This is a genomic window from Streptomyces sp. SPB074 (assembly GCF_000154905.1).
Classification (GTDB): domain Bacteria; phylum Actinomycetota; class Actinomycetes; order Streptomycetales; family Streptomycetaceae; genus Streptomyces.
The window spans coordinates 363,165-384,836 of record NZ_GG770539.1 but is presented as its reverse complement, the minus strand read 5'-3'; the positions used below and the strand labels follow the sequence as shown (position 1 = coordinate 384,836).

Sequence of the window (21,672 nt, the reverse complement as noted above, 5' to 3'; positions counted from 1 at the left end):
CCGTCACTCGCACGTTTTATTTATTCTGCGTCCGATCCATTGACACCCCCTCAGGCGGCGTCCTAGCTTCCTGGCGACGCGTCGGCCCCCGCCCGGCCCCCGGCCGGGGACGCGACTCACCCGCGGACCGTTCTCGCCGGTCCCGGCGCGTCTCCTCACCCCCACGCGTCCCGAGAGGACACACCCATGAGATCCCGCACCCGCGGCAGTCGCCTCGCCGCGCTCCTCACCGTCCCGCTGGCCGCCGTCGCCTGGCTGGGCCTGTCCCCGTCACCGGCGGCGGCGACCGGCCCCTCGACCCCGGACGCCGTGCTCTCCTACCTCCAGGAGATCAGCGGCTCCCACGTCGTGAGCGGCGTCCACAACAAGGAACCGCTCGCCGACCCCTCCCGCTACACCGCCCAGGCCCACGACCTCACCGGGAAGTGGCCCGGGCTGTGGGGCGGCGAACTCGGCTTCCGCGCCGACGACGTCGCTCAGCGCCAGGCACTCGTGAACCAGGCGAGGACCGAGTGGGCCAACGGCTCCCTCGTCAGCCTGACCTGGCACATGTGCCGTCCCGACGTCGTCACGTGCGAGTTCGAGGGGGGCATCAACGGCAGCCGCCTCTCCGACTCCGAGTGGCAGCAGCTCACCACCGACAACAGCGCGCTCAACAAGGCGTTCAAGGCGAAGCTCGACACCGCCGTCCCCTACCTCACCCAGCTCAGGGACGCGGGCGTCCCCGTCCTCTTCCGGCCGCTCCACGAGATGAACGAGGGCTGGGCCTGGTGGGGCGGCCGTCCCGGCGCGAACGGGAGCGCGCGGCTCTTCCGGATCACGCACGACTACCTGGAGTCGAAGGGCCTCGACAACCTCCTGTGGGTGTGGAACGTCAAGGACACCGCCGCGAACGGCGGCTCGGGGGGAGTGGGGAACTTCTACCCCGGGGACGACGCCGTGGACGTCGCGAGCCTCGACCCGTGGGTCAAGGGCTACCCCACCGGCGACTGGTACCAGGCGATGCTGAACACCGCGCACGGCAAGCCCGTCGCCCTCGCCGAGGTCGGCACCGTCCCGACCCCCGCGCAGCTCGCCGCGCAGCCCCGGTGGGCCTGGTTCATGATCTGGTCGGAGTACCTCACGACCGCGAACTCCGCCTCCGGCCTCCAGTCCACCTTCAACAACTCCCGCGTCCTGAGCCAGGGCCAGTTCACGCTCCCCCCGGGCGGTACGAACCCGCCCGCGACCCCCTCCGGGCCGCTCACCGGGGTGGGCGGGAAGTGCGTGGACGTGGCCGGTTCGGGTACGGCGAACGGGACGGCGGTGCAGCTCCACGGGTGCAACGGGAGCGGCGCGCAGAAGTGGACCGTGGCTGCGGACGGGAGTCTGCGCGCGCTGGGGAAGTGCCTGGACGTGACCGGCCAGGGCACGGCGAACGGGACGAAGCTCCAGCTGTGGGAGTGCAACGGCTCCGGTGCCCAGCGGTGGGTCGCTGAATCCGACGGACACCTGAGGAACCCGCAGTCGGGCCGGTACCTGGACGCGCCCGGCGGCAGCACGGTGGACGGGACGCGCCTCCAGATCTGGGACCGCAACACCAACCCCTGGCAGACCTGGCACCTCCCGGCCTGACCCCCGCCCCGCCACCCCACCGGAGCCACGATGACCGCACCGACCCCTTCCCGGCGCCGCCGCCGGGCACTCACCGCACTCGCCGCGGGCGGCGCCCTGCTCGCCGTCCTCACGACCACGCACGGCGCCGTCGCCGAGCCCGCCGGACCACACCGGCCCTCCGTACGGCAGTGGGCCACCGACGCCACCACCACCGGCGCACGTCTCGAAGCCCCCGTGCCCCTGACCACCGCCACCGGCCCGGCGGACACCACCGTGAGGGTGAACCCGGGTCTGCGCTTCCAGAAGCTCACCGGTTTCGGCGCCTCCCTCACCGACTCCTCCGCCTCCGTCCTGTACCGCATGAAGAAGAGCGAACGCTCCGCGCTCATGCGGCAGTTGTTCAGCCCCACCGAGGGCATCGGCCTCAGCACCCTGCGCCAGCCCATCGGCGCGTCCGACTTCGCGACCAAGGGATACAGCTTCGACGAGGTCCCCGCCGGGCGGACGGACTACGGCCTGCGGCACTTCTCGCTCGACCACGACACCCACCAGATCCTGCCGCTGCTCCGCGAGGCCAAGGCGCTCAACCCCCGCCTCACCGTCATCGCGAGCCCCTGGAGCCCGCCGTCCTGGATGAAGACGGAGGGCTCGATGATCGACGGCAAGCTCATCGACAAACCCGCCGTCTACGACGCCTACGCCCGCTACCTCGTCAAGTTCGTCCAGGGGTACGAGAAGGCCGGCGTCCCCGTCGACTACCTCACCGTCCAGAACGAGCCCCAGGCCCTCCTTCGCGCCGACTACCCCGGCACGGACCTGCCGGTCGCCCAGGAGGCCCAGGTCATCGAACGGCTCGGCCCCGCGCTGCGCGCCGCCGGGCTGCGCACCAAGATCCTCGGCTTCGACCACAACTGGGCCGAGCACCCCTTCGACGCCAAGGCCCACACCGGCATCGGCGAGGACCCCGAGCCCGACTACCCCTACGACCTCCTCAGCACCCGCGCCGCCCGGTGGATCGCGGGCACCGCCTACCACTGCTACTACGGCGACCCCCGCGCCCAGTCCGCGCTCAAGGCGTCCTTCCCCGACAAGGACGTCTTCGAGACCGAGTGCAGCGGTGGCGGAGCGAGCCGCACCATCGGCGCCATGAACAACTGGGCGCGCAGCATGGTCTTCTGGAACCTCGCGCTCGACGAGAAGCACGGCCCGCACACCGGAGGCTGCACCGGCTGCGACGGCGCCGTCACCATCGACTCCACGACCGCCGCCGTCACCCGCACCACGCACTACTACACGCTCGCCCACTTCTCCCGCTTCACCCGCCCCGGCGCCACCCGGATCGCCGCGAGCGTCCTGCCGGCCGAGGGCGACACCAGCCCCCTCCAGGCGACGGCCTTCCGCAACCCGGACGGCAGCACCGCCCTCGTCGTCCTCAACCCCGACCCCAAGAACCCGCGCACCGCCACGCTCACCGCGCCCGGAGTCCGCCGGACCACGACCGTCGCGCCCGGCGCCACCGTCACCTACACATGGTGATCCGCCTCCACCGGGCACCGTCCAGCACGGGGCGGTAGATCGTTCCAGCAACCGATGCGTGAAGGGCGCATCGTCTACGATGAACCGACCCGTCATCGTGCTTGCCCCGCCCGGGGCTCGCGCCGAACCGCCCGGAACTCGCGCGCTCCAGCCCACCGCCGTCCCCATCGCGACGAAGCACCAACGCGACGGGGACGGCGGGGCGCGGTCCGGGGGCCGGTACGACGGGCGCGGTACGAGGACACGCGGCGCGGGAGCGCGGCACCACGAGACGAAGGCGGACGCACAGGTGGTTCGGACGGCAGGCGCACCGCGCGGCGGGCACAAGGTCACGATCAAGGACGTCGCCCGGCTCGCCGGAGTCTCACCCTCCGCCGTGACCCTCGCGGTGCACGACAAGCCGGGCGTCTCGGCGAAGACGCGGGAACGCATCCTCCAGGCCGCCCGCGACCTCGGCTGGAGCCCGAACCAGGCCGCGCAGTCCCTCTCGGGCCAGGCGCCGCACACCGTCGGCCTCGTCATCGCCAGGCCCGCCCGGATGCTCGGCCTGGAACCGTTCTACATGGAGTTCATCTCCGGCATAGAGAGCGTCCTCACCCGCCACTCCTGCTCGCTCCTGCTGCGCCTCGCCGAACCCGAGGAGGAGATCGAGGTGCACCGCGAGTGGTGGCAGGGCAACCGCGTCAGCGGCGGCATCCTCGTCGACCTGCGCGTGGACGATCCCCGTGTCCCCGCCCTCTCCGCCATCGGCCTGCCCGCCGTCGTGGTCGGCCACCCCTCGCTGGCCGGTCCCTTCCCCGCCGTGTGGACCGACGACGCGGTGGCGACCGAGGAGGCGGTGCGGTACCTGGCCGCGCTCGGGCACCGGCACATCGCCCGCGTGAGCGGTCCCGCCGAACTCGGCCACAGCGCCATCCGCACGGAGACCTTCACCCGCACCACCGAGGAACTGGGCCTGACCGCGCGCACCGTCGTCGCGGACTTCTCCGCCGACCAGGGCAGCCGCGCCTGCCGCACGCTGCTGCTGGCCGCCGAGCGGCCCACCGCGATCATCTTCGACAACGACCTCATGGCCGTCACCGCGCTCGGGGTCGCCGCCGAGTTCGGGCTCTCCGTCCCGCACGACCTCTCGCTGCTCGCCTGGGACGACTCCCAGCTCTGCCAGCTCACCAGGCCCATGCTCTCGGCGATGCGGCACGACGTCTTCTCCTTCGGCGCCGACGTCACCGAGACCCTCTTCGACGTCATCCTCCGGCGCGACGCCGTCTCGCACGCCGCGCAGGTCCCGAGCCTCGTCCCGCGCGGCTCCACGGCCCCGCCGCCCCGCCCCCTGGGCTGACCTCCTGTCAGCGCACCCCCTCCGAGCTGCGGGTTCATCGGCTCTCTAGCGCGGAGGCTGGATTTACTAGGACGTCCAACTATATAGTCCGGGCAGGCCCGCGGCGCGGGGGCGCCGGGCGGCTCCGGCGCGGCCCGCCTCCGGTGCCGGTGAGCGCCCCCGCGCGAGATCCGCGCGTCACGCGTCGGCGAACAGGAACGCCGGCGGGCTCACGGGGCGCGGTGATCCGGGATCGGTGACCGGTCGTGGGACGATCCGCGTTGTCCGTCTTGTCCGCGTTGCTCATGATGTCCACGAGGGATGGAGCTGACACGTATGGCACTCGTGCGCGCCCACCGATCCTGCGGTCCGCCCACCCTCCGGCCGTGCCGCCACCGAGCCCGGGCCTGAGCGCCGCGCGGCACCCCGCGAGCCCCGGCCCACGAGACCGGCGCCCCGGCCCCGTCGAGCCGCGCCCCGCGCCCCGCCACACGATCCCCACGCCCCCGCCGCCCCGTCGTCCGCCCCCACGACCGGCGAGCGACGTGCCGTCCCGCATCCCCCCGACGAGAGCAGGCTTCCCATGGCCAGTGCGCCCGACCGCGCCCCCGTCCGCGAACTCACCCACTTCATCGGCGGCAAGCACACCCCCGGCACCTCCGGGGACTTCGCCGACGTCTACGACCCCAACACCGGCGAGGTCCAGGCCCGCGTACCGCTCGCGAGCCGCGCCGAGACCGAGGCCGCCATCGCCGACGCGAGCCGCGCGCAGCGGGAGTGGGGCGAGTGGAACCCGCAGCGCCGGGCACGCGTGCTGCTCCGCTTCCTCCAGCTCGTCGACCAGGAGAAGGACGAGATCGCCCGCCTCCTGTCGAGCGAGCACGGCAAGACGGTGGCGGACGCGCACGGCGACCTCCAGCGCGGCCTCGAAGTCGTGGAGTTCGCCGCCGGTATCCCGCACCTGATGAAGGGCGAGTTCAGCGACAACGCCGGGACCGGCATCGACGTGCACTCGCTGCGCTCCCCGCTCGGCGTCGTCGCGGGCATCACCCCGTTCAACTTCCCCGCGATGATCCCGCTCTGGAAGGCGGCCCCCGCCCTCGCCTGCGGCAACGCCTTCATCCTCAAGCCCTCCGAGCGCGACCCCTCCGTCCCGCTGCGCCTCGCCGAACTCTTCCTCGAAGCCGGGCTGCCCGCCGGGGTGCTCAACGTCGTCAACGGCGACCGCACCGCCGTGGACACCCTCATCGAGGACCCCCGCGTCCAGGCGCTCGGCTTCGTCGGCTCCACGCCCATCGCCGCGCACATCTACGCCAACGCCGCCGCCCAGGGCAAGCGCGCCCAGTGCTTCGGCGGCGCCAAGAACCACATGATCGTCATGCCCGACGCCGACCTCGACCAGGCCGTGGACGCCCTCGTCGGCGCCGGCTACGGCTCGGCCGGCGAGCGCTGCATGGCGATCTCCGTCGCCGTGCCCGTCGGCGAGGAGACGGCCGACGCGCTCGTGGCCCGCCTCAAGGAGCGCATCGCCGGGCTGCGCATCGGCACGAGCGACGACCCCGAGGCCGACTTCGGGCCCCTCGTCGGCCCCGACGCCCTCGCCCGGGTCCGCTCCTACGTCGCTCTCGGCGTCGAAGAGGGAGCCGAACTCGTCGTGGACGGCCGGGACTTCACCCTCGCCGGGCACGAGAAGGGCTTCTTCGCCGGACCCTCGCTCTTCGACCGCGTCACCCCCGACATGCGCATCTACCAGGAGGAGATCTTCGGGCCCGTCCTCAGCGTCGTGCGCGCCGCCGACTACGAGGAGGCCCTGCGCCTGCCGAGCGAGCACGCCTTCGGCAACGGCGTCGCGATCTTCACGCGCGACGGCGACACCGCACGCGACTTCACCCGCCGCGTCAACGTCGGCATGGTCGGCGTCAACGTGCCGATCCCGGTCCCCGTCGCCTACCACACCTTCGGCGGCTGGAAGGCGTCCGGCTTCGGCGACCTCAACCAGCACGGGCCCGACGCGATCCGTTTCTACACCCGCACCAAGACCGTCACCTCGCGCTGGCCCAAGGGGCTGCGCGAAGGGGCGAGCTTCACCATCCCGACGATGGGCTGAGGGCACACGACCATGAACGCCACCACCACGCACGACACCCTCCTCAGCGAGGACCAGCGCGCCCTGGTCGAGACCACCCTCGACTTCGCCGGGGACCACCTCGCCCCGTACGCCCTGGAGTGGGACCGCGAGAAGCACTTCCCCGTCGACGTCCTGCGCAAGGCCGCGGGCCTCGGCCTCGGCGGCGTCTACGTGCGCGAGGAGTCCGGTGGTTCCGGGCTCACGCGCACCGACGGCATCCTCGTCTTCGAGGCGCTCGCCACCGGCTGCCCCTGCGTCGCCGCCTACCTGTCGATCCACAACATGGTCGGCTGGATGATCGACACCTACGGCGACGAGGCCCAGCGCGCCCGCCATCTCCCGGGGCTCTGCTCGATGGACGACCTCGCGAGCTACTGCCTCACCGAGCCGGGCGCGGGCTCGGACGCCGCCGCCCTCTCCACCCGCGCCGTGCGCGACGGCGACGACTGGGTCCTCACCGGCGTCAAGCAGTTCATCTCCGGCGCGGGCGCGGCACGCCTCTACCTCGTCATGGCCCGCACGGGCGGCGCCGGACCCGACGGCATCACCGCCTTCCTCGTCGACAAGGACGACCCCGGGCTCGGCTTCGGGCCCAACGAGCACAAGATGGGCTGGAACGCGCAGCCCACCCGGCAGGTCATCCTCGACGGCGTGCGCGTGCCCGCCGACCGGATGCTCGGCGCGGAGGGACAGGGCTTCCGCATCGCCATGAACGGCCTCAACGGCGGCCGCCTCGGCATCGCGGCCTGCTCGCTCGGCGGCGCCCGCTCCGCGCTCGACCGCTCGCTCCAGCACCTCGCCGAACGGGAGGCGTTCGGGCACCCGCTCATCGAGTCCGAGGCCCTGCGCTTCCGCCTCGCCGACATGGCCACCGAACTCGCCGCCGCGCGCGCCCTCCTCCACCAGGCCGCCGACGCCCTCGACCGCAAGGACGCGCAGGCCCCCCAGCTCATCGCCATGGCGAAGCGCTTCGCCACCGACACCGGTTTCCGGATCGCCGACCGCGCGCTCCAGCTCCACGGCGGCTACGGCTATCTGCACGAGTACGGGATCGAGAAGATCGTCCGCGACCTGCGGGTGCACCAGATCCTGGAGGGGAGCAACGAGATCATGCGCGTCATCGTGGCCCGGGGCCTGACGGGAGCCGCCCGATGAGCGGCACCGGGCAGAACAGCGCGGACGAGAGCCCCGTCCTCACCTCGGTCACCGGTCGCGCCGCCCGTCTCGTCCTCAACCGGCCCCGCGCCCTCAACGCCCTCACGCACCCGATGGTCGGCCTCATCGACACCGCGCTCACCGCCTGGGAGGACGACGACGCGATCGACACCGTCGTCCTCACCGGGGCGGGGGAGCGCGGCCTGTGCGCGGGCGGTGACATCCGCGCCATCTTCGAGGCGGCGCGCGGCGGCGACGGGCGGGAGGCCGCGGACTTCTGGCGCGACGAGTACCGGCTCAACGCCCGCATCCCGCACTACCCCAAGCCCTACGTCGCCGTCATGGACGGCATCGTCATGGGCGGCGGCATCGGCGTCTCCGCGCACGGCTCCGTCCGCGTCGTCACCGAACGCACCAGGGCGGCGATGCCCGAGACCGGCATCGGCTTCGTGCCCGACGTCGGCGGTACGTGGCTCCTCTCGCGCGCCCCCGGGCACCTCGGCACCCGCCAGGCCCTCACCGGCACCGTCGCCGGGCCCGGGGACGCGCTGCGCCTCGGCCTCGCCGACCACTACGTGCCCTCCGACGCGCTGCCCGCCCTCCTCGAAGCGCTCGGCGCCTCGCCCGCCAAGGAGGCCGTCACCCGGTACGCGGCCGAGGCGCCGCCCGCCGCGCTCGACGCCGACCGCGCCTGGATCGACGCCTGCTACGCGGCCGGCACCGTCGAGGAGATCGTCGAGCGGCTGCGGTCCCGCCCCGAGGAGGCCGCGCACGCCGATGCGGCGACCCTCGAAGGCCGCTCCCCCTCCAGCCTCAAGGTGACGCTCGAAGCGCTCCGCCGCGCACGCGCGTTCAACACCCTGGAGGAGGCGCTCGACCAGGAATTCCGCGTCTCGCTCGCCTGCCTCGCCACACCCGACCTCGTGGAGGGCATCCGCGCGCAGGTCATCGACAAGGACCGCGACCCGCACTGGAGCCCGGCGAGCCTCGCCGGGGTCGGCGCCGAGGACGTCGCGCGCTTCTTCCAACCCCTGGGCGAGCGGGAACTCGGCCTCGCCCCGACACCGGAGGTGACACCGTGAGCAGTCCCGGCAAGAAGATTGGCACCGTCGCGTTCATCGGACTCGGGCACATGGGCGCGCCCATGGCCGCCAACCTCGTCGGCGCGGAGTACACCGTGCGCGCCTTCGACCTCGTGCCCGCCGCCCTCGAAGCCGGCGTCGCGGCCGGGGCCGAGGCCGCCGCGAGCGCCGCGGACGCCGTGGCGGGCGCGGACCTCGTGATCTCCATGCTCCCCGCCGGGCGCCACGTCCTCGGCCTCTACGAGGACGTCCTCGGCGCCGCGCGCCCCGGCACCCTCTTCGTGGACTGCTCCACGATCGACGTCGCCGACGCCCGCGCCGTGCACGCGCTCGCCGAGGGGCGCGGGATGCGCTGTCTCGACGCGCCCGTCTCGGGCGGCGTCGTGGGCGCCGAGGCCGGGACGCTCACGTTCATGGTGGGCGGGGGAGAGGCGGAGTTCGCCGAGGCGCTGCCGCTGCTCGACGTCATGGGCAAGAAGGCCGTGCACTGCGGAGCGGCCGGGGCGGGGCAGGCCGCGAAGATCTGCAACAACATGATCCTCGGCGTCTCGATGATCGCCGTGAGCGAGGCGTTCGTCCTCGCCGAGAGCCTGGGCCTCTCGCACCAGGCCCTCTACGACGTGGCCTCCACCGCCTCCGGCCAGTGCTGGGCGCTCAGCGTCAACTGCCCGGTCCCGGGCCCCGTTTCGGCGTCCCCGGCCAACCGGGACTACCGGCCCGGCTTCGGCGCCCCGCTCATGGCGAAGGACCTCGGCCTCGCGGCCAACGCGGTCCGCGCGGGCGGCGTGAACGCCGAACTCGGGCTCCGGGCGGCTGAGATGTACGCCGCGTACGCCGAAGGGCGGGGTGCGGACGAGGACTTCTCGGGCATCGTACGGGTCCTGCGGGAGAACTCGGGCAAGGCGGGGGAATGAGCGTGTACGAGACGATCCTGGTCGAGCGCAGCGGCCGCGTGGCCCTCCTCACCCTCAACCGCCCCAAGGCGCTCAACGCGCTCAACGCGCGGCTCATGGCGGAACTCGTCGGCGCGGCCGAGGAGCTGGACCGGGACCCGGACGTCGGCTGTCTCGTGATCACCGGCTCCGAGCGGGCTTTCGCGGCCGGTGCGGACATCACCGAGATGGCGCCGCGCACCTCGGTCGAGATGTACCTGCACGACTGGTTCTCGGCCTGGGACCGGCTCGGCAGGGTGCGTACGCCCACGCTCGCCGCCGTCGCGGGGCACGCGCTCGGCGGGGGCTGCGAACTCGCCATGCTGTGCGATCTGCTGATCGCCGCCGACACGGCGCGCTTCGGGCAGCCGGAAGTGAAGCTCGGGGTCATCCCGGGCATCGGCGGCTCCCAGCGGCTGACCCGCGCGGTCGGCAAGGCGAAGGCGATGGACCTGTGCCTGACCGGGCGCACGATGGACGCGACCGAGGCCGAACGCGCGGGCCTCGTCTCGCGGATCGTCCCGGCGGCCGACCTCCTCACGGAGGCGCTCGCGGCGGCCGACACGATCGCGAACCTCTCGGCACCCGCGGTGATGATGGCGAAGGAAGCGGTCAACACGGCTTTCGAGACGACCCTCGCGGAGGGCGTGCACTTCGAACGGCGCCTGTTCCACTCGGTGTTCGCCTTCGCGGACCAGAAGGAGGGGATGGCGGCGTTCGTCGGGAAACGGAAGCCGGAGTTCCGGAACGAGTAGGCGGGGACCACGGGGCGCGGGTCTCGTACGGCCCGGTGCCGGGCCGCGGCGGGCGGGGGGCAGGTCCCGCCCGCCGTGGGGTCAGGAGGCGCGGGGCGCCAGGTAGGTGTCGTACCCGTACCGCGTGAAGAACGGCGGGAGCCCGGGGCCGAGCGCCGTCGCGGCGAAGAGGTCGCGGACCCGCGCGGGGTCGCTGCGGGCGCCCTCCGCGGCGAGGGCGGACAGCTCCTCGGCGAGGTGCCGCTCGACCGTCTCGCGGCGCACGGCCCCGTGCCGCAGCCACTGCCAGATCTGGGTACGGGCGATCTCGGCCGTGGCCGCGTCGGCGATGAGCCCGCCCTGGTCGAGCAGTCCAATTCCGCCGAGCCAGCGGTCGAAATAGCGGACCGCGAGGGCCACGCTGCCACGCACGCCCTCGGGACCGGGCGCCCCCGTCAGGCGCGGCACGGCGAGGAGGTCGGCGGCCCGGACCTCGACGTCGTCGCGCCGGCGGTCGAGCTGGTGGGGCCGCTCGCCGAGCACGCCCCGGAAGATCTCCCACCCGACCGGCACGAGCCCCGGGTGCGCGACCCACGAGCCGTCGAAACCGTCCTCGGCCTCCCGTTCCTTGTCGCGCCGCACCTCGGCGAAGGCCGCCTCGATCGCCTCCGGTTCACCCTCGGGCGCCTGCGCGGCCATGCCGCCGATCGCGTGGGCGCCGCGCCGGTGGCACGTGCGCACCAGGAGTTCGGTGTACGCGCGCAGGAACGGGGCCGTCATCGGCAGCCGGGCGCGGTCGGGCAGGAGGAAGTCGGTGCGGTGGCCGAAGGTCTTGATGAGACTGAACAGGTAGTCCCAGCGCCCGGCGATCAGCCCCGAGCTGTGCGCGCGCAGCTCGTGCAGGATCTCCTCCATCTCCATCGCCGCGGTGATCGTCTCGATGAGCGCCGAGGCCCGCACGGTGCCCGCCGGGAGGCCGGTGAGGTCCTGGGCGAGGAGGAAGACGTCGTTCCACAGCCGTGCCTCGTACCGGTTCTCCAGCTTCGGCAGGCAGAAGTACGGGCCGTGGCCCGCCGCGAGGAGCGCGTGGGCGTTGTGGAAGAAGAAGAGCCCGAAGTCCGCGAGGGCGGCGGGCACGGGCTTCCCCTCGTACTCCAGGTGCGCCTCGTCGAGGTGCCAGCCGCGCGGCCGGACGACGAGGGTGGGACGGGAGCCCGCGCGCGGGGTGCGCGCGAGGTCCTTGAGCAGGAGGTGCCCGTCGAGGACCGTGTGCCAGGCGGGCGAGGTGGCGTCCTCGAAGTCGGCGGTCCAGGTCGAGGCGCCAGAGCCGTACGCGGCCGCCGCTGCCTCCGGCGTGGGCGGCCCCACGAGTTCCACGTGCCGTTCGGTGAGCCCGGGAGCGGGGGGCGCGACGCGCCAGGCCGGGTCGGTGCGCAGAGGCGTCGTGACGAGCGGGAAGTCGAGGCGGATTCCGGCCGCCAGGCGGTGCGCCTGGCGGCGCCGCTCGCGCAGCAGCCACTGGCGGCGCTCGCCGAAGGCGGCCACCAGGGCGCCGAGGAAGCCGAGCGCGGCGGGCGTCAGGATCTCCTCGTGGCGCGCGCCGGGGGCGGCGACGACGCGGACGGTGCGGGGCGGGGCGAGAGTGGGCATCGGGGACCTCCTGGAGCGGGCCCGGGGCGGACGGCGCGAGGCGCGGCCCCGGCCGGGCCGGGTGGGGTGCGAGGAACGGGGGCCGGACGGAGACGGGTGCCCGGCCCCCGTTCGCCTCGGGGGTACGGGGACGCGCGCCGACGCGAAGGCGCGCGCCCCCGGGTGCGGGAGGCGCCGGAGCGCGTCCCGGGGGAGCGGACGGGGCGGGCGAGGAGTGGGCCCGCCCCGTCCCGGTCCGCTCAGTGGAACTGCTCGGCCTCGGTGGAGCCGGCGAGCGCGGTGGTGGAGGAGGCCGGGTTGACGGCCGTGGAGACGAGGTCGAAGTAGCCGGTGCCGACCTCGCGCTGGTGGCGCACGGCGGTGAAGCCCTGGGCCTGCGCGGCGAACTCGCGCTCCTGGAGGTCGACGTACGCGGTCATGCCCTGCTCGGCGTAGCCGCGCGCGAGGTCGAACATGCCGTGGTTGAGGGAGTGGAACCCGGCGAGGGTGATGAACTGGAAGCGGTAGCCCATCGCGCCCAGCTCGCGCTGGAACTTGGCGATCTGGTCGTCGTCCAGCGCGGCGCGCCAGTTGAAGGACGGCGAGCAGTTGTAGGCGAGCATCTGGTCCGGGTGCTCGGCGTGGATCGCCTCGGCGAACTCCCTGGCCTGCGCGAGGTCGGGGGTGCCGGTCTCGACCCAGATGAGGTCCGCGTACGGGGCGTAGGCGAGGCCGCGGGCGATGACGGGCGCCATGCCGTTGCGCACGTGGTAGAAGCCCTCGGAGGTGCGCTCGCCGGTGACGAACGGCGCGTCGCGCTCGTCCACGTCGCTCGTGAGCAGCGTCGCCGCGAGGGCGTCGGTCCGGGCGATGACGAGGGTCGGCGTGCCGGCGATGTCGGCGGCGAGCCGGGCCGCGTTGAGGGTGCGGATGTGCTGGGAGGTCGGCACGAGGACCTTGCCGCCGAGGTGGCCGCACTTCTTCTCGGACGCGAGCTGGTCCTCGTAGTGGATGCCGGCGGCACCGGCGGCGATCATCGCCTTCGTCAGCTCGAAGGCGTTGAGCGGGCCACCGAAACCGGCCTCCGCGTCGGCGACGATGGGCGCGAGCCAGTCCGTGGTGTCGCCGTCGTCCTCGGCGGTCGCGATCTGGTCGGCGCGCAGCAGGGCGTTGTTGATGCGGCGCACGACCTGCGGGACGGAGTTGGCCGGGTAGAGGCTCTGGTCCGGGTAGGTCTGCCCGGCCAGGTTCGCGTCCGCCGCGACCTGCCAGCCCGAGAGGTAGATGGCCTGGAGACCGGCCTTGACCTGCTGGACGGCCTGGCCGCCGGTGAGGGCGCCGAGCGCGTGGACGTAGTCGCGCTCGTGGAGCTGGCGCCACAGGCGCTCGGCGCCGCGCCGGGCGAGCGTGTGCTCCTCGCGGACGCTGCCGGCGAGACGCACGACGTCCTCGGCGGAGTAGGTGCGCTCGATGCCCTTCCAGCGGGGGTCCTCGGCCCAGTGACGGGTCAGTTCGGCTGCGCGGTCGGTCGTCTTGCCCATGAGGGTCACCGTCTCCCTTGAGGTGTCGCGGTGGTGAGGTGTCAAGGTTGTGAAGCAGGGGGACGGACTCAGCCCTGTGCGGCACGCAGTGTCGCACTAAGTCCGTCAAGGCATTCCGCCCTGCTCGGATACCCCTGTTTCCCTTGCGAGGTCGGGGCGATGACTCGACTGTGGCACTGGCACTGAGTGCCATCAAGGGGGGAAATCTGTGAAGTCTGCGAATCTTGCCCGGTCGGCTTTGCGAAGCTTGCCAAGCCTCGCGCGCCCGCTAAGGTGGCTCCCACTCTCGCCGGGAGTGACATGGAGTGACGGAAACGGGGACGGAGGGGGCCTGCCATGGCCAGGACCTATGCGGGCGCGCGGCTGCGCCGGCTGCGTGAGGAACGCCGCCTCAGCCAGGCCGAACTCGCCCGCACGCTCGGCATATCGCCGAGCTACCTGAACCAGATGGAGCACGACTCGCGCCCGCTCACGGTGCCCGTCCTGCTCAAGATCGGCGAGACCTTCGGCATCGACGCGTCCTTCTTCTCCGCCCGCGACGCGACCCGCCTCCTCGCCGACCTGCGCGAAGCCCTCGCCGCGCCGCTCGACGAGGGCACGGTCCTGCCCGGCGAACTGGAGGAGATCGCCACCCGCGCCCCGGGCGCCGCCCGGCTCCTCCTCGACCTCCAGAGCCGCTCCCGGCGCCTGGCCGAACAGCTCTCCGGGGCCCGCGACGAGCCCGGGGAGCACCAGGAGTCCCCGGGCTCGCCCCACGAGGAGGTGCGCGACTTCTTCTACGAACGCCGCAACTACTTCCACTCCCTCGACCTCGCCGCCGAGGACCTCGCGGCCGAACTCCGCATCCGCCCCGGCACGGCCGGCCAGACCCTCGCCGAGCACCTGGAGGCCCAGCACGGCGTCCGGGTCGCCACCACCCCCGGCCCCCACCTGCACCGCTACGAGACCGCGACCCGCACCCTGCACCTCTCGCCGCGCCTGCGCCCGGGCCAGCAGACCTTCCGCATGGCCGCGCAACTCGCGCTCCTGGAGTACGGCTTCGCGCTCGACTCCCTCGCGGCCGAGAACTTCCCCCGCCAGTCACCCGCCCACGCGCTCACCCGCATCGGCCTCGCGCACTACTTCGCGGGCGCCCTCGTCCTTCCGTACCGCGATTTCCACGCGCGCGCCGAGGAGTACCACTACGACATCGAACGCCTCGGCGACCACTACGGACTCGGCTACGAGACCATGTGCCACCGCCTCAGCACCCTGCAACGCCCGCGCCTGAGCGGCGTCCCCTTCTCGCTCGTCCGCGTCGACCGCGCGGGGAACATGTCCAAGCGCCAGTCCGCGACCGGCTTCCCCTTCTCGCGCTCGGGCGGCACCTGCCCCCTGTGGAACATCTACGAGGCGTTCACCGCCCCGGGCCGCGTGCACGTCCAGCTCACCCGGATGCCCGACGGCAGCCGCCACCTGTGGACCGCCCGGACCGTCACCCGGCGCGGCGGCGCCTGGGGCGAGCGCGGCAGCACGTACGCGATCGGCCTCGGCTGCGAGGTCCGCCACGCGGGCCGCCTCGTCTACTCCGAGGGGCTCGACCTCGACAACCCGGCCTCCGACACGCCCATCGGCATGGGCTGCCGCGTCTGCGAACACCTCGACTGCCCGCAGCGCGCGACTCCGCCCGTCGGCCACACGCTCACCATCGACCAGCACAGCAGCACCTTCGTGCCCTACCCGGTGCGCGCCGAGCACGCCCCGGAGTGAGGGGGCCACGCGGACGGGCCCGCCCCGGGCACCGCACCGCTGGAGCCCGAGGCGCGCCGCCCGCCCGCGTCCGCTCGTCCCGCGACCCGAGCCGTCGTTAAGGACGCGTGAACAAGGCCGAATCCCTCGACCCCGAGGCCCCGGCCGGCGAGGACCCAGGCCCCGCCGCGACGGAACCCGCCCACCACCTCCGCGGCGCGGCCCGGCGCGCCGAAGCGCACCTCGCGCGGCTGTGCCCGCCCGCCCCCGGCCCCGCGGACACCTGGATTCCGGCACGGGCCGCCGCCCTCGACCCCGCCACCCGGGCGCGCCTCGCCCCGCGCCTGCACGCGGCGCTCGCTGTCCCCGTGCGCCACCTGGTCGACGCGGGCCGCAGGCGCTGGCGGCCCGGCCTCGTCGCCGCGGCGATCGACCTGCTCGGCGGCGACAGCGAGCACTACGGGCCGCTGTGCGCGGCGATCGAACTCGCCCACACCGGCTCCCTCATGGTGGACGACGTGCAGGACGGCTCGCCGCTGCGGCGCGGTTCCCCCGCCGCGCACCTCGTCTTCGGCACCGCCACCGCGCTCAACGCGGGCACCCACGCCTACTTCGCCTTCGACCGCGCCGTCCGGCTCACCGCGGCCCACGACCCGGCCCTCGCCGGGCGCCTGCGGGACGTCTTCCTGGCCGCGCTCCGCTCCGCGCACGCCGGACAGGGCCTCGACATCACGGGGCACCGCGCCGAGATGGCGGAGGCGGTCGCGACGGGCGACGCCCGGCACGTGCTCGCTCTCGTCCGCCTCACGCACCGGCTCAAGACCGGGGCGATGGCCGCCCTCGGCTGCGAGACCGCCGCCCTCGTCACCGCCGCCGACGGCCCCCGCCGCCGGGCCCTGGCCGCCTTCGGCGAGGCGCTCGGCACCGCGTACCAGTTCACCGACGACGTCGCCGACCCGCGCGGCGTCCGCCACGAGGACGGCGCGACGAAACAGGAGGGCGAGGACACCCGCGACAACAAGGTCACCCTGCCGCTGGCCCACGCCGTCGCCCTGCTCCCCGGGCCGCGGATGCGCGCCCTGTGGGACACGCTGTGCGCGCCGGAGGCGGGGGAGCGCGAGCGCGCGGAGGTACGGGCGACGCTGCTGGAGTGCGGCGCGGCCGAGCGCTGCGTCCGCGAGGCCGGGGAACTGCTTTCCGCGGCCTGGGACGCCCTTGCCCCCGTCCTCCCCGACTCGCCCCGCACCCGCGTGCTGCGCGACCTGGCGTGGCACACCGTCCTCGGGCGTTCGGGGGCGTGAGGCGGGGACGCGGACCCTCGCGAGGCGAGAGCGGACGCGCGAGGGCGCGGGGCGCGGACGGAGGAGGGCCCGGCGCGGGGCCCGCCCGCGAGCCCGCGCCCCTCAGCGCCCGGGCGTCCCCCTCAGCGTTCCCGCCCGCGCGGCTTGAGCGGGACGGGCGGGAGCGCGGGGGCCGGGAGGCGCGCCCCGTCGTAGCCGCGGACCTCGCCGAAGCGCGAGCCCGCCGACCAGTCCTCGCGGGCCCGCTCGATCTCCTCCTGCGTACGTCCCACGAAGTTCCACCACATCAGCAGCTTCTCCGCGAAGGGCTCGCCGCCCAGGAGCATCGCGCCCGCGTCCGAGAGGGCCCGCAGCGGCAGGCTCGCGCGCCCGCAGCCGAGGTAGAGCATCGACCCGGGCACGAGGGGCACCCCGTCCACGGACAGCTCACCCGACATCGCGAGGACCCCGTACTCGAAGTCCGGGTCCAGCGGCAGGCTCGCCTCGGCGCCCGCGCGCAGCGCGAGATCCGCGCCGACGAGCGGCGAGTACGTCGTCCCCGGCGAGGTCGCGGTGTCGAGCGTGCCGAGGACCACGGTCGCGTCGAGGCCGGGCGCCGTGACGTGCGGAAGCTCCGCGTGGTGCTCGAAGTGCGCGGCGGTGTGCCGCGCCTCGTCGGGCAGCGCCACCCACAGCTGCGCGCCGTGCAGGTAATGGGCGTGCGGGCGCGGGCTCTCCTCGGAGTGCGAGATCGCGTGGCCCGAGGTCATGAGGCCCAGCTCGCGCGGCCGGATCGTCCGGAGCGAGCCGAGCGAGTCGCGGTGCAGCACCTCGCCCTCGTGCAGCCAGCTCACCGTCTGGAGGCCCATGTGCGGGTGCGGAGGGACCTGCATCCCGGGCTCGTCCGCGATGTCGTCGGGCCCGTAGTGGTCCACGAAGGCCCAGGCGCCGATCATGCGGCGGCCGAGGTTCGGCAGCAGCCGCCGCACCTCCGTCGACTCCCCGAGCGGCATCCGCCGCGGGCTCAGCAGCTCGCGCACGGGTGCCGCGAGGACGTCCTCGCGGCCACCGCACGGCTTCGGCACGGGGTGGGTGTCCAGGTTGCTCATGCCGCTCAACCTAACGCCCGCGACCGGGCGCCACCCGGACGGCCCGGCCCCCGCGCGGACGGTCCTCCGGCCGGGCGCTCCGCCCCCGCCCGCCACCCGGACGGTCCGCCCGGACGTGCCCGCCTCCCGGGTCCCCGCTGGAATGGGCGGATGAGCGGCACCCCGGCGACCCCCGACGACTGCCTCGCGCGCAACGAGTGGATCTGCGGCACCTACCTGACCACCCGGCGGCATGTGCTGCTCGACGCCGTCGCGCAGCACATCGAGCTGACCGCGGCCGCCGTCGGCATCGCCCTCGTCATCGCCGTCCCGCTCGCCGTCCTCGCGCGCCGCCTGCGCTGGGCGTCCGGGCCGGTGCTCGCGCTCACGACGGTGCTCTACACGATCCCCTCGCTCGCGATGTTCTCGCTGCTGCTGCCGGTGTACGGGCTCTCGGCGACCCTCGTCGTCGCCGGGCTCGTCCTCTACTCGCTCACGCTCCTCGTCCGCAACCTCCTCGCCGGGCTGCGCGCCGTGCCGGAGGAGACCCGGCAGGCGGCGCGCGGCATGGGGTACGGGCCGCTGCGGCTGCTCCTCGCGGTCGAACTGCCCCTCGCGCTGCCCGCCGCCTTCGCCGGGCTGCGCATCGCGATGGTCTCGGCCGTCTCGCTCGTCACCGTGGGCGCCATCGTCGGCTTCGGCGGCCTCGGCAACCTCATCTACCAGGGCATGAACACCTACTTCAAGGCACAGGTGCTCACCGCCTCGGTGCTGTGCGTCCTCCTCGCCGTCGCCGCCGACCTCCTCCTGCTCCTGATCGGCCGTCTCCTCACCCCGTGGACGCGCGCGTGAACGTACTCGGCGACACCTGGGACTGGCTCAGCGACCCCGCGCACTGGTCGGGCGAGAACGGCATCGCGCACCGCCTGCTCGAACACGTCCTGCTGACCCTCGTCTGTCTGCTGATCAGCTGCCTCGTCGCGCTCCCCGTCGCCCTCGTCCTCGGCCACATCGGGCGCGGTGGGGCCCTCGCCGTGAACCTCGCGAACGTCGGCCGCGCCGTCCCCACCTTCGCCGTCCTCGTCCTCCTCCTGCTCACCCCGGTCGGCAGGCTCAGCGAGGGCCCCACCGTCATCGCGCTCGTCCTCTTCGCGGTGCCGCCCCTGCTGACCAACGCCTACGTCGGGATGCGCGGCGTGGACCGCGAGGTGGTCCGTGCCGCGCGCGGCATGGGCATGACCGGCCGGCAGCTCCTGTGGCGCGTCGAACTGCCGCTCGCCGCACCCCTCGTCCTCACCGGCGTCCGCATCGCCGCCGTCCAGCTCGTCGCGACGGCGACGATCGCCGCGCTCGCGGGCGGCGGCGGGCTCGGCCGCATCATCACCGCCGGGTTCAACCTCGCCTCCACGCCGCAGGTCGTCGCGGGCGCGGTGCTCGTCGCCGTCTTCGCGCTCCTGGTCGAAGGCGCCTTCGCGCTGGGGGAGCGGTGGCTGCCGGTACGCGAGGAGGGGACCGCCTCGTGAACCGCGCCCCCCGCGCCCGCCGCCCACGCCGCGTCCCCCGCGCGCCCCGTATCCGCCGCGCCGCCGTGCCGCTCGTCGCGGCCCTCCTCCTCACCGCCTGCTCCACGGGCCCGTCCCTGGAGAACCGGAACGAGGTCACCGCGCCCCCGGGCGACAGCAAGAGCCTCACCATCGGCTCGGCCGGCTTCACCGAGAGCGACCTGCTCGCCCACATGTACAAGCTGCTCCTCGACAAGGCCGGCTATTACACCCGGCTCCTCACCGTCTCCAACCGCGAGCTGTACGAGCCCGCGCTGGAATCCGGGCAGATCGACGTCGTCCCCGAGTACGCGGCCACGTTCGCGGACTGGCTCAACGCCAAGAAGAACGGCGCCGACGCGAAGCCGGTCGGCTCGCCCGACCTCGCCCGCACCATGCCCCGCCTGCGCGCCCTCGCCGCCGCGCGCGGCCTCGACGTCCTCGACCCGGGCAGGGCGGTGGACCAGAACGCGTACGCCGTCACCCGCGCCTACGCGCGCGAGCACGGGCTGCGCACCCTCTCGGACCTCGGCCGCGCGAAGCTCCGCGTCCGCATCGCGGCGGGCGACGAGTGCGCGACCCGCCCGTACTGCGCCCCGGGCCTCAGGAAGACGTACGGCATCGACCTCACCACGATCGACCCCAAGGGCCTCGGCACGACGCAGGCGAAGAAGGCCGTGCAGGACGGCCGCGACCAGCTCGTGGCCACGACCACGACCGACGCGACGCTGGACGAGTTCGGGCTCGTCCTGCTCCGCGACGACAAGAAGCTCCAGAACGCCGACTACCTCGTCCCCGTCGTCAACCGCTCCCGGGCCGGTTCGCGCCGCGTCGCCACCGCGCTCGGCCGCCTCAACAAGGTCCTCACCACCGCCGACCTCGCGGGGCTCAACCGCCGCGTCGACAGCTGGCGCCGCCTGCCCGAGGACGTCGCCCGCGACTACCTGAACCGACACCACCTGCTCTGAGCCCGTCAGGAAGGCAGCCAGATGACCGAGGAGACCCCCGAGCCGCGCGGCCGGGGCGCCGCGCTCGCCCGCACCCTCGCGGGCGGCCTGTGGTTCCCGCTGCTGTTCTTCTTCGGCTTCCTGCTCTGCTACGCGCTGCCGTTCCACAACCCGACGCCGCACGACGTCCGCGTCGCCGTCTCCGGTCCCCGGGCGGCGGGCGAGATCCGCGCGGCGTTCGGCAAGGCGTCGCCCGGCGCCTTCGACATCGTCACCGCCCGCTCGGCGGCCGACGCGCGCCGCAAGGTGCTCGACCGCGACACCGAGGCAGCCTTCGCCGCCGACGCGCGTCGCCCCACCCTCTACCTCGCCAAGGCCGAGGGCGCCCTTCTCGAACAGGCCGTCACGACCGCCTTCCGCACCGTCGCCGAACGCGGGGGCGGACAGCTCACCACGGTCGAACTCGTCCCCACCGCCTCCGGCGACACGAGCGGCACCGGCCTCTTCTACCTCACGATGTCCCTGAACATCTCCGCCTACATCTCCGTCATGATGCTCATCCGCGCCCACCTCACCCGGCGCGGGAAACTGCTCACCCTCGCGTGCCTGTCGGCCTTCATGAGCCTCGTGGCCTACTTCATCGGGCGCGGCCTGGAGATCGTCCCCGGCGAACCCCTCGGCATCCTCTACCTGTTCCTGCTCTCGCAGGCGGTCGCCTGGGTCACCTACGGGCTCGTCCCCTTCGTGAAGCAGTTCATCCCCGGCGTCGCCATCACGCTCTTCGTGCTGCTCTCGATCCCGTCCAGCGGCGGCGCCATCCCCTACCAGATGGTCCCCGCCTTCTTCCGCGCCCTGCATCCCGTCTTCCCGCTCGGCAACGTCATCGAGGCGCTGCACGGCATCTTCTACTTCGACGGCAAGGGCACGCTGCGCCCGACGCTCGTGCTCTGCGCCTGGCTCCTCCTCGGCCTCGTGCTCGTCGCCGTCGGCGCCGTGCTCGCCCGGCGCAAGGAGCACGAGCGCGCGGGGGCCGCGGCCGCCGAGGAGCCGGTCGAGGACCCGGCGCTGGAGGCCCCCGTGCCGCACGCCGTCACCCCCGGCGCGCACGACCCCTTCGGGGAGCGCACGGCCGTGCTCGGCGGCGAGGTCTTCTACGACGACGGCCGCCCCGTCCCCGGCGTCTTCATCACCGTCCTCGCCCACGACGGCCGCCAGCTCCTCAAGACCGTCACCGACGAGGAGGGCCGCTGGGGCGCGGCGGGACTCCCCGAGGACTGGGTCAGCGTCCTCGCCCTCGCCAAGGACCACCGCCCGGCGGCCAGCCGCGTCCTGCCCCGCGAGGGCCACGTGACCCGCCAGGACTTCGTCCTCGCCGCCCCGAGCGCCCACGCGGTCCCGAGCGCCTGAGCCCCCTCAAGGAGAGCACCGGGCGGGGCG

At 73.9% G+C, this 21,672-nt stretch carries 17 protein-coding genes; 14 read left to right on the top strand and 3 right to left on the bottom strand.

Going from position 1 to position 21,672, the window contains the following annotated elements; genetic code table 11:
* Nucleotides 1–186 precede the first annotated feature (186 nt).
* From SSBG_RS01590 to SSBG_RS01555, 8 genes are all read left to right on the top strand, one after another.
* Complete coding sequence (locus SSBG_RS01590) at nt 187–1,614, top strand: glycosyl hydrolase (protein ID WP_008744487.1); 1,428 nt, start codon at nt 187–189, stop codon at nt 1,612–1,614.
* Nucleotides 1,615–1,644: 30 nt separating this feature from the next.
* Nucleotides 1,645–3,132 (top strand): glycoside hydrolase family 30 protein, encoded by a 1,488-nt coding sequence (locus SSBG_RS01585; protein ID WP_037868677.1) that lies wholly within the window; start codon nt 1,645–1,647, stop codon nt 3,130–3,132.
* 289 nt (nt 3,133–3,421) lie between these two features.
* Nucleotides 3,422–4,471 (top strand): LacI family DNA-binding transcriptional regulator, encoded by a 1,050-nt coding sequence (locus SSBG_RS01580; RefSeq protein ID WP_008744485.1) that lies wholly within the window; start codon nt 3,422–3,424, stop codon nt 4,469–4,471.
* 562 nt (nt 4,472–5,033) lie between these two features.
* Complete coding sequence (locus SSBG_RS01575; RefSeq protein ID WP_008744484.1) at nt 5,034–6,557, top strand: CoA-acylating methylmalonate-semialdehyde dehydrogenase; 1,524 nt, start codon at nt 5,034–5,036, stop codon at nt 6,555–6,557.
* 12 nt (nt 6,558–6,569) lie between these two features.
* Nucleotides 6,570–7,733, top strand: a complete 1,164-nt coding sequence (locus SSBG_RS01570; protein ID WP_008744483.1) for an acyl-CoA dehydrogenase family protein — start codon at nt 6,570–6,572, stop codon at nt 7,731–7,733.
* The gene (locus SSBG_RS01565) at nt 7,730–8,815 is read left to right on the top strand and encodes an enoyl-CoA hydratase/isomerase family protein (protein ID WP_037868676.1); all 1,086 of its coding nucleotides are present in this window, start codon (nt 7,730–7,732) and stop codon (nt 8,813–8,815) included. Before SSBG_RS01570 ends, SSBG_RS01565 begins: the two co-directional genes overlap by 4 nt.
* Entirely contained in the window at nt 8,812–9,729 is a 918-nt protein-coding gene (mmsB, locus tag SSBG_RS01560) for a 3-hydroxyisobutyrate dehydrogenase (protein ID WP_037868675.1), read from the top strand. The genes SSBG_RS01565 and mmsB overlap by 4 nt, the downstream gene beginning before the upstream one ends.
* On the top strand, nt 9,726–10,502 hold the full coding sequence (locus tag SSBG_RS01555; protein ID WP_008744482.1) for an enoyl-CoA hydratase: 777 nt from the start codon (nt 9,726–9,728) through the stop codon (nt 10,500–10,502). Before mmsB ends, SSBG_RS01555 begins: the two co-directional genes overlap by 4 nt.
* A gap of 81 nt (nt 10,503–10,583) precedes the next feature.
* Here SSBG_RS01555 and SSBG_RS01550 read toward each other — a convergent pair whose 3' ends face one another.
* Both SSBG_RS01550 and aceA read right to left on the bottom strand, forming a co-directional pair.
* On the bottom strand, nt 10,584–12,131 hold the full coding sequence (locus SSBG_RS01550; protein ID WP_008744481.1) for a malate synthase: 1,548 nt from the start codon (nt 12,129–12,131) through the stop codon (nt 10,584–10,586).
* A gap of 239 nt (nt 12,132–12,370) precedes the next feature.
* The gene (gene aceA, locus SSBG_RS01545; protein ID WP_037868674.1) at nt 12,371–13,651 is read right to left on the bottom strand and encodes an isocitrate lyase; all 1,281 of its coding nucleotides are present in this window, start codon (nt 13,649–13,651) and stop codon (nt 12,371–12,373) included.
* A 336-nt stretch (nt 13,652–13,987) separates the two neighbouring features.
* On the opposite strand from aceA, the gene SSBG_RS01540 reads away from it, so the two are divergent.
* Both SSBG_RS01540 and SSBG_RS01535 read left to right on the top strand, forming a co-directional pair.
* A complete protein-coding gene (locus SSBG_RS01540; protein ID WP_008744479.1) occupies nt 13,988–15,400 on the top strand; it encodes a short-chain fatty acyl-CoA regulator family protein in 1,413 nt (470 codons plus the stop codon).
* A 107-nt stretch (nt 15,401–15,507) separates the two neighbouring features.
* The gene (locus SSBG_RS01535; protein WP_008744478.1) at nt 15,508–16,680 is read left to right on the top strand and encodes a polyprenyl synthetase family protein; all 1,173 of its coding nucleotides are present in this window, start codon (nt 15,508–15,510) and stop codon (nt 16,678–16,680) included.
* Between the two features lie 122 nt (nt 16,681–16,802).
* Here SSBG_RS01535 and SSBG_RS01530 read toward each other — a convergent pair whose 3' ends face one another.
* A complete protein-coding gene (locus SSBG_RS01530) occupies nt 16,803–17,768 on the bottom strand; it encodes a pirin family protein (protein ID WP_008744477.1) in 966 nt (321 codons plus the stop codon).
* Between the two features lie 150 nt (nt 17,769–17,918).
* On the opposite strand from SSBG_RS01530, the gene SSBG_RS01525 reads away from it, so the two are divergent.
* Genes SSBG_RS01525 through SSBG_RS01510 form a run of 4 tightly spaced genes read left to right on the top strand, consistent with a single transcriptional unit; the run spans nt 17,919 to nt 21,642 of the window.
* Complete coding sequence (locus SSBG_RS01525) at nt 17,919–18,599, top strand: ABC transporter permease (protein ID WP_008744476.1); 681 nt, start codon at nt 17,919–17,921, stop codon at nt 18,597–18,599.
* Nucleotides 18,596–19,270: an ABC transporter permease gene (locus SSBG_RS01520; RefSeq protein ID WP_008744475.1), complete on the top strand. Its 675-nt coding sequence runs from the start codon at nt 18,596–18,598 to the stop codon at nt 19,268–19,270. Before SSBG_RS01525 ends, SSBG_RS01520 begins: the two co-directional genes overlap by 4 nt.
* Nucleotides 19,267–20,256, top strand: coding sequence for an ABC transporter substrate-binding protein (locus SSBG_RS01515; protein ID WP_008744474.1), 990 nt, complete (start codon nt 19,267–19,269; stop codon nt 20,254–20,256). The genes SSBG_RS01520 and SSBG_RS01515 overlap by 4 nt, the downstream gene beginning before the upstream one ends.
* Nucleotides 20,257–20,277: 21 nt before the next feature.
* The gene (locus SSBG_RS01510; protein WP_008744473.1) at nt 20,278–21,642 is read left to right on the top strand and encodes a carboxypeptidase regulatory-like domain-containing protein; all 1,365 of its coding nucleotides are present in this window, start codon (nt 20,278–20,280) and stop codon (nt 21,640–21,642) included.
* The last annotated feature ends 30 nt before the right edge of the window (nt 21,643–21,672 follow it).

Coding starts and splice junctions, on each gene's coding strand:
- SSBG_RS01590 (WP_008744487.1), top strand. CDS start 187: ATGAGATCCCGCACCCGCGGCAGTCGCCTCGCCGCGCTCCTCACCGTC.
- SSBG_RS01585 (WP_037868677.1), top strand. CDS start 1,645: ATGACCGCACCGACCCCTTCCCGGCGCCGCCGCCGGGCACTCACCGCA.
- SSBG_RS01575 (WP_008744484.1), top strand. CDS start 5,034: ATGGCCAGTGCGCCCGACCGCGCCCCCGTCCGCGAACTCACCCACTTC.
- SSBG_RS01570 (WP_008744483.1), top strand. CDS start 6,570: ATGAACGCCACCACCACGCACGACACCCTCCTCAGCGAGGACCAGCGC.
- SSBG_RS01565 (WP_037868676.1), top strand. CDS start 7,730: ATGAGCGGCACCGGGCAGAACAGCGCGGACGAGAGCCCCGTCCTCACC.
- SSBG_RS01555 (WP_008744482.1), top strand. CDS start 9,726: ATGAGCGTGTACGAGACGATCCTGGTCGAGCGCAGCGGCCGCGTGGCC.
- SSBG_RS01550 (WP_008744481.1), bottom strand. CDS start 12,131: ATGCCCACTCTCGCCCCGCCCCGCACCGTCCGCGTCGTCGCCGCCCCC.
- aceA (WP_037868674.1), bottom strand. CDS start 13,651: ATGGGCAAGACGACCGACCGCGCAGCCGAACTGACCCGTCACTGGGCC.
- SSBG_RS01540 (WP_008744479.1), top strand. CDS start 13,988: ATGGCCAGGACCTATGCGGGCGCGCGGCTGCGCCGGCTGCGTGAGGAA.
- SSBG_RS01530 (WP_008744477.1), bottom strand. CDS start 17,768: ATGAGCAACCTGGACACCCACCCCGTGCCGAAGCCGTGCGGTGGCCGC.
- SSBG_RS01525 (WP_008744476.1), top strand. CDS start 17,919: ATGAGCGGCACCCCGGCGACCCCCGACGACTGCCTCGCGCGCAACGAG.
- SSBG_RS01510 (WP_008744473.1), top strand. CDS start 20,278: ATGACCGAGGAGACCCCCGAGCCGCGCGGCCGGGGCGCCGCGCTCGCC.